The organism is Phenylobacterium sp. (assembly GCF_036821595.1).
Classification (GTDB): Bacteria; Pseudomonadota; Alphaproteobacteria; order Caulobacterales; family Caulobacteraceae; genus Phenylobacterium.
Window position 1 is genome coordinate 1 of sequence record NZ_DAISJG010000118.1, and the last position, 5,066, is coordinate 5,066.

The 5,066-nt window shown below is 72.4% G+C and carries 7 protein-coding genes; 2 read left to right on the plus strand and 5 right to left on the minus strand.

Annotated elements, in window-relative coordinates; genetic code table 11:
* The first annotated feature begins 119 nt into the window (after positions 1–119).
* Positions 120–500, plus strand: a complete 381-nt coding sequence (locus V7Z97_RS19265; RefSeq protein ID WP_334165085.1) for a hypothetical protein — start codon at positions 120–122, stop codon at positions 498–500.
* Here the strand turns inward: V7Z97_RS19265 and V7Z97_RS19270 are convergent.
* The 4 genes from V7Z97_RS19270 to V7Z97_RS19285 form a co-directional block, all read right to left on the minus strand.
* Positions 497–916: an acyl-CoA thioesterase gene (locus V7Z97_RS19270; protein ID WP_334165087.1), complete on the minus strand. Its 420-nt coding sequence runs from the start codon at positions 914–916 to the stop codon at positions 497–499. The two genes, V7Z97_RS19265 and V7Z97_RS19270, sit on opposite strands and share 4 nt — an antisense overlap.
* Positions 913–1,257, minus strand: coding sequence for a Grx4 family monothiol glutaredoxin (gene grxD / locus V7Z97_RS19275; protein WP_325461625.1), 345 nt, complete (start codon positions 1,255–1,257; stop codon positions 913–915). The genes V7Z97_RS19270 and grxD overlap by 4 nt, the downstream gene beginning before the upstream one ends.
* Positions 1,258–1,344: 87 nt before the next feature.
* Positions 1,345–1,578 carry a BolA family protein gene (locus tag V7Z97_RS19280; protein ID WP_334165090.1) on the minus strand — a complete coding sequence of 78 codons (234 nt, stop codon included), beginning with the start codon at positions 1,576–1,578 and terminating at the stop codon, positions 1,345–1,347.
* Positions 1,579–1,678: 100 nt separating this feature from the next.
* Entirely contained in the window at positions 1,679–2,911 is a 1,233-nt protein-coding gene (locus V7Z97_RS19285) for a serine hydrolase domain-containing protein (protein ID WP_334165092.1), read from the minus strand.
* Positions 2,912–2,994: 83 nt separating this feature from the next.
* Between V7Z97_RS19285 and V7Z97_RS19290 the strand changes: the two genes are divergently transcribed.
* Positions 2,995–3,477, plus strand: coding sequence for a CinA family protein (locus tag V7Z97_RS19290; protein ID WP_334165093.1), 483 nt, complete (start codon positions 2,995–2,997; stop codon positions 3,475–3,477).
* On the opposite strand, the gene V7Z97_RS19295 is transcribed toward V7Z97_RS19290, so the two are convergent.
* Positions 3,474–5,066: an ATP-binding protein gene (locus V7Z97_RS19295; protein ID WP_334165095.1), complete on the minus strand. Its 1,593-nt coding sequence runs from the start codon at positions 5,064–5,066 to the stop codon at positions 3,474–3,476. The two genes, V7Z97_RS19290 and V7Z97_RS19295, sit on opposite strands and share 4 nt — an antisense overlap.

The following is a 5,066-nucleotide window of genomic DNA, read 5'->3' on the forward strand; positions in this document are numbered from 1 at the left end:
CCGGAGGCGCGCAGGCGGGCCGGGGCGCAGGCGCCGGACGGCTCGCCCGTCCGTGTATTCCGTGTGGTCCGTGGTTCCTTCCCTTCCGCTGGCGCGCCGGCTGTGGCGGAGTGGGGGGCATGAATCGCAGGGTGTTTGTCCTGGCCGTCGCGGGCGTTCTTGGGGCGCTTGGCGGGTGCGCGACGGCGCCGCGGACGGTGGTCGGGGCCGGCGGGGCGGCGCTGGCGGAGCTGGAGACGATCGAGGCGGCGCGGGCGGGGCGCGAGGCGCTGGTCATCCGGGTGGCGAGTGGCGGCTGCACCGGCAAGGCGGACTTCGCCTTCCATGTGGAGCGCAAGGGCGGGGCGGTGACCCTGGCGTTCGGGCGCCGGCGGCTCGACCCCTGCCGGTCGCTCGCCGGCGGGACCACGGAGCTGACCTTCACCTGGGCCGAGCTGGGCGTGCCGCCGGGGGCGCGGGTCGTGCTGCTCAACCCGATGGCCGGGCGCCAGGGCCGCTAGGCGAACATCTCCAGCATCCAGGGCAGGACGCGGCGGGGGCGGCCGGTGGCCTGGTCGATCAGCACCCAGGTGGTGGCCACCTGGGCGCACATGGCGCCGTCGGGGCCGTCGATGCGGACGAAGCGGTCGAAGCGCGGGCCTTCCGCCGTGTCGGAGACCCAGGTGCGGCCCGTGGCGGTCTCGCCGGGCAGCAGGGCGCGGCGGTAGTCGATCTCGTGGCGGAGCGCCACCCAGGCCCACTGCTGCAGGGCTTCGGCGGGCGCGCGGCTCTCCCAGTGGGCGATGGCCAGCTCCTGCGCCCAGCGCAGATAGACCACGTTGTTCACGTGGCCGTTGGCGTCGATGTCGGCGGCGGCGGGCTCGAAGCCGCGCGTGAAGACCTGCCGGCCCTCCGGCGGCTCGAGCAGGCGGGTCACGCCGTAAGCACGCCCTGTTCGGCCAGGAAGCCCTTCAGCTCGCCGGTCTGGAACATCTCCTTGACGATGTCCGCGCCGCCGACGAATTCGCCCTTCACATAGAGCTGCGGGATGGTCGGCCAGTCGGAGTAGGACTTGATGCCTTCGCGCAGGGCCTCGCTCTGCAGGACGTCGACGCCGACGAAGTCCACGCCCAGGTGGTCGAGGATCTGGACCACGACGGCGGAGAAGCCGCAGCGGGGCTGTTCCGGCTCGCCCTTCATGAAGACGATGACGGGGTTCTCCGCCACGGACTTGGAGATCCAGTCGTGGACGGGGTTGGCGGTGGCGGCGTCGGTCATGCGGATCGCCCTTTCGGCGAATGGGAAGTCTTGGGCCAAGAGCTAGGGACGGGGGTCCCCAGGGTCAAGCGCCGGAGGCCCGGCGCGTCAGGAGGGCGCGGAGGTCTCGAGCGCGAGCGCGTGCAGCTCGCCGCCCATCCTGCCCTTCAGCGCGGCGTAGACGAGCTGGTGCTGCTTGACGCGGGGCAGGCCCCGGAAGGCGGGCGAGACGATCCGGGCGCGGTAGTGGTCGCCGTCGCCGGCCAGGTCGAAGACCTCGATCTCGGCGTCGGGGAAGCCTTCGCGCAGGGCGGCTTCCAGGTCGGGCTGGGACATGGGCATGGGCGGACGGATAGGCCCGTCCGCCCGGATCGTCCAGTCCGGAGCGCGTCAGGCGAAAGTGTGAGCGGTTTCGCCGCCCGGACGCGCTCCAAGCAAGGATTCAGTCGATGATCGACGAGTAGATGATGCTCTTGAGCTGGCCGCGGAAGTTGAAGGTGCCCGACGGCATGAGCTGGGTCATGAAGACCACCGAGAGGTCCTCCTTCGGGTCGACCCAGAAGATGGTCGAGGCCGCCCCGCCCCAGTAGTAGTCGCCGGCGCCGAGGGAGCCGGTCTCCACCTGGCCGAGGGTGGAGGCGAAGCCCAGGCCGAAGCCGACGCCCTCGTTGGCGGTCTCGGAGAAGGAGCCGAGGGCCACCTGGGTGAGGTCCTTGCCGCCGGGCAGGTGGTTCATGTGCATCAGCTCGATGGTGCGGGGGCCGAGGATCCGCTGGCCGTCCAGCTCGCCGCCGCGGCGCAGCATCTCGCAGAACCGCAGGTAGTCGGCGCTGGTGCCGGTGAGCCCGCCGCCGCCGGACTTGAAGCCGGGCTCGCGGAGGAAGGCGCTCTTCTCCGGGTCGTCGATCAGCTTGAGCTGCTTGTCGGGGCCGCGCTGGTAGTTGGCGGCGAAGCGGTGGGCCTTGTCCGGGGCGACCTGGAAGGCGGTGTCGGTCATGCCGAGCGGCCGGAAGATCACCTCGTCCAGGTACTGGGCGAGCGGCTTGCCGGAGATCACCTCGACGAGCGCGCCGCAGACGTCGGTGGCCAGGGAGTACATCCAGGCCGCGCCCGGCTGGTACCGCAGCGGCACCTGGCCGAGCTTGTCGAGGAAGGTCTGCATGCTGTCGGGGGCGTCGAAGGAGCGGATCTTCAGCGACCGGTAGATGTGGTCGATCGGATGCTGGACGCCGACGCCGGGCAGGCCGCCGCCGTAGGTCAGGCCGGCGGTGTGGGAGAGCACGTCGCGGAAGCTGATCGGCCGGTGCGCGGGCTCGGTCTGCATGACGTCGCCCTCGCCGCTGGTCCAGACGCGGTGGTCCTTCCAGGAGGGGACGAAGCGGCTGACCGGGTCGTTCAGCTGGAAATGGCCCTGCTCGTAGAGGGTCATCAGGGCGACCGAGGTGATCGGCTTGGTCATGGAATAGATGCGGTAGATGGTGTCGTCGGCGGTGGGCTTGCCCCGCTCGCGGTCCATCAGGCCGAAGTTCCGCGCATAGGCGATGTGGCCGTGGCGGGCGACGGTCACCTGGCAGCCGGTGATCTTGCCGTTGGCGATGTAGTTGCGCTCCAGGTGGTCGGTGATCCGCTCCAGCCGGCCGGCGTCGAGGCCCGTCCACTGCGATTGGGCGTCCATCAAATTCCTCCCGTGAAATGGTCTTCTCTGAAATAGGCCGCCATCATGGGCGCCGAACGGGGCGGGAGCCAAGGGGGACGAGCGTGGACGAGCTGGAGCGGATCGCGGAGGCGCTGGGCGAGCGGCTGAAGGCGGCGGGGCAGACGGTGGCCGTGGCGGAGAGCTCGTCGGGCGGCCTGGTCTCGGCGGCCCTGCTCGCCGTGCCGGGGGCCTCGAAGTACTACCTGGGCGGCGCGGTGGTCTACACGCCCAAGGCCCGGGTGATGCTGATGGAGATCCCCAAGGAAGCGCTGACCGGCATGCGCTCGGCGAGCGAGCCCTACGCGCTGCTGCTGGCGCGCACGGTCCGCGAGCGGTTCGGGGCGACCTGGGGCGTCTCGGAGACCGGGGCGGCGGGGCCGACCGGCAACCCCTACGGCGACGCGCCGGGCCACACCTGCGTGGCGGTGTCGGGGCCGGTGGAGCTGGTCCTGACGGTCGAGACCGGCTCCGACGACCGATCGGCCAACATGCGGGCCTTCGCGGCCGCGGCGCTGGAGCTCCTGGCCCGGGCGGTCGGCGACTAGGGCCGGGCGTCGTCCAGGATGCGGGCCATGGCCTCCACCAGGGCCCGGGCGGTGACCGGCTTGGCGAGGTGAAGGTCGGCGCCGGCGGCGCGGGCCTCGTCGCGGTGCTGGCGCATGGCGTTGGCGCTGAGCACGATCAGCGGCGTGCGCCGGCCGCTCCCGGTCGCCTGTTCGTGCGCGCGGATCGCCCGGGTGGCGGCGAGCCCGTCCATCACCGGCATCTGCATGTCCATGAGCACGAGGTCGAAGGCCCCGGCCCGGCAGGCCTCGAGCGCCCGGGCGCCGTCCTCCACCGCGGTCAGCTCGACGCCCAGCGGCTCGAGGATCAGTTCGACCACGCGGCGGTTGGTGGGGTGGTCCTCGGCCAGCAGCACGCGCAGCGGGCCGGCGTGGGCGGGCAGGCGCAGCGCCGTCGGCTCCGCCGCGGCGGACCCGGCGCCGGCGTCGTAGTCGGCGAGCGGCCGGTGGCGCGGTAGCGGCAGGACGAGGCGGAAGACGCTGCCGCGGCCGGGGATCGAGGCGGCCTGCAGCTCGCCGCCCATCATCTCGGCGAGCGCCCGGCTGATCGACAGGCCCAGGCCGCTGCCGCCGAACCGGCGGGTGATCGAGGTGTCGGCCTGGCTGAAGCGCTGGAACAGGCGCGCGGCGAAGGCCTCGTCGAAGCCGACGCCGGTGTCGCGGACCTCCAGGCGCAGGCGGGCCGGGGCGCCGGGCTCCCCGTCCTCCACGTCGAGGCGCACCGCCACCTCGCCCTCGGCCGTGAACTTGACGGCGTTGGAGAGCAGGTTCGCGGCGATCTGCTTCAGGCGCACGGCGTCGCCCAGGAACTCGCCGCGGGCCGCGCCGCCGTGGTCCATGCGGAAGGCGATCCCCTTGTCCCCGGCCCGCAGGCGGAAGACCTCCACCACCCCGTCCAGCTCGGCGCGCAGGTCGAAGGGGCGGACCTCGATCTCCAGCCGGCCGGCCTCGATCCTGGAGAGGTCGAGGATGTCGGAGACCAGCCGCTCGAGCGTCCCGCCCGAGCGGGCGATCAACTCGACCATCTCGCGCTGGTGGTCGGCGAGCTCCGTCTGGGCGAGCGCCGCGGCGATGCCGATCACCCCGTTAAGCGGGGTGCGGATCTCGTGGCTCATGTTGGCGAGGAACTCGCTCTTGGCGCGGTTGGCCTCCTCCGCGGCGATCCGCGCCGCGGCCATCTCGGCCTCGAAGGCCAGGCGCTCGGTGACGTCGCGGGCGACGCCGTAGACGAGGTCGCCGACCCGGCGCGCCCGCCACTCCAGGTGCCGGTAGGAGCCGTCGCGGCAGCGGTAGCGGTTGACGAAGCCGTCGACCTCGGTCTCGCGCTCCAGCCGCTGCATGTGGCCCTGGCTGGAGGGCCGGTCGTCGGGGTGGATGAAGTCCAGCATCGGCCGGCCCTCCAGCTCCTCGACGCGGTAGCCGAGCGCCCGCTCCCAGGCCGGGTTCACCTTCACGAACCGGAAGTCGGCGTCGCGGATGCACAACAGGTCGAGCGACACGGCGAAGAAGCCCGCGGTGTCGGGCTCTTCCCCGGGCGCGCGTTCTGCGCGGCGTTTCGGTGCGGAAGCCAT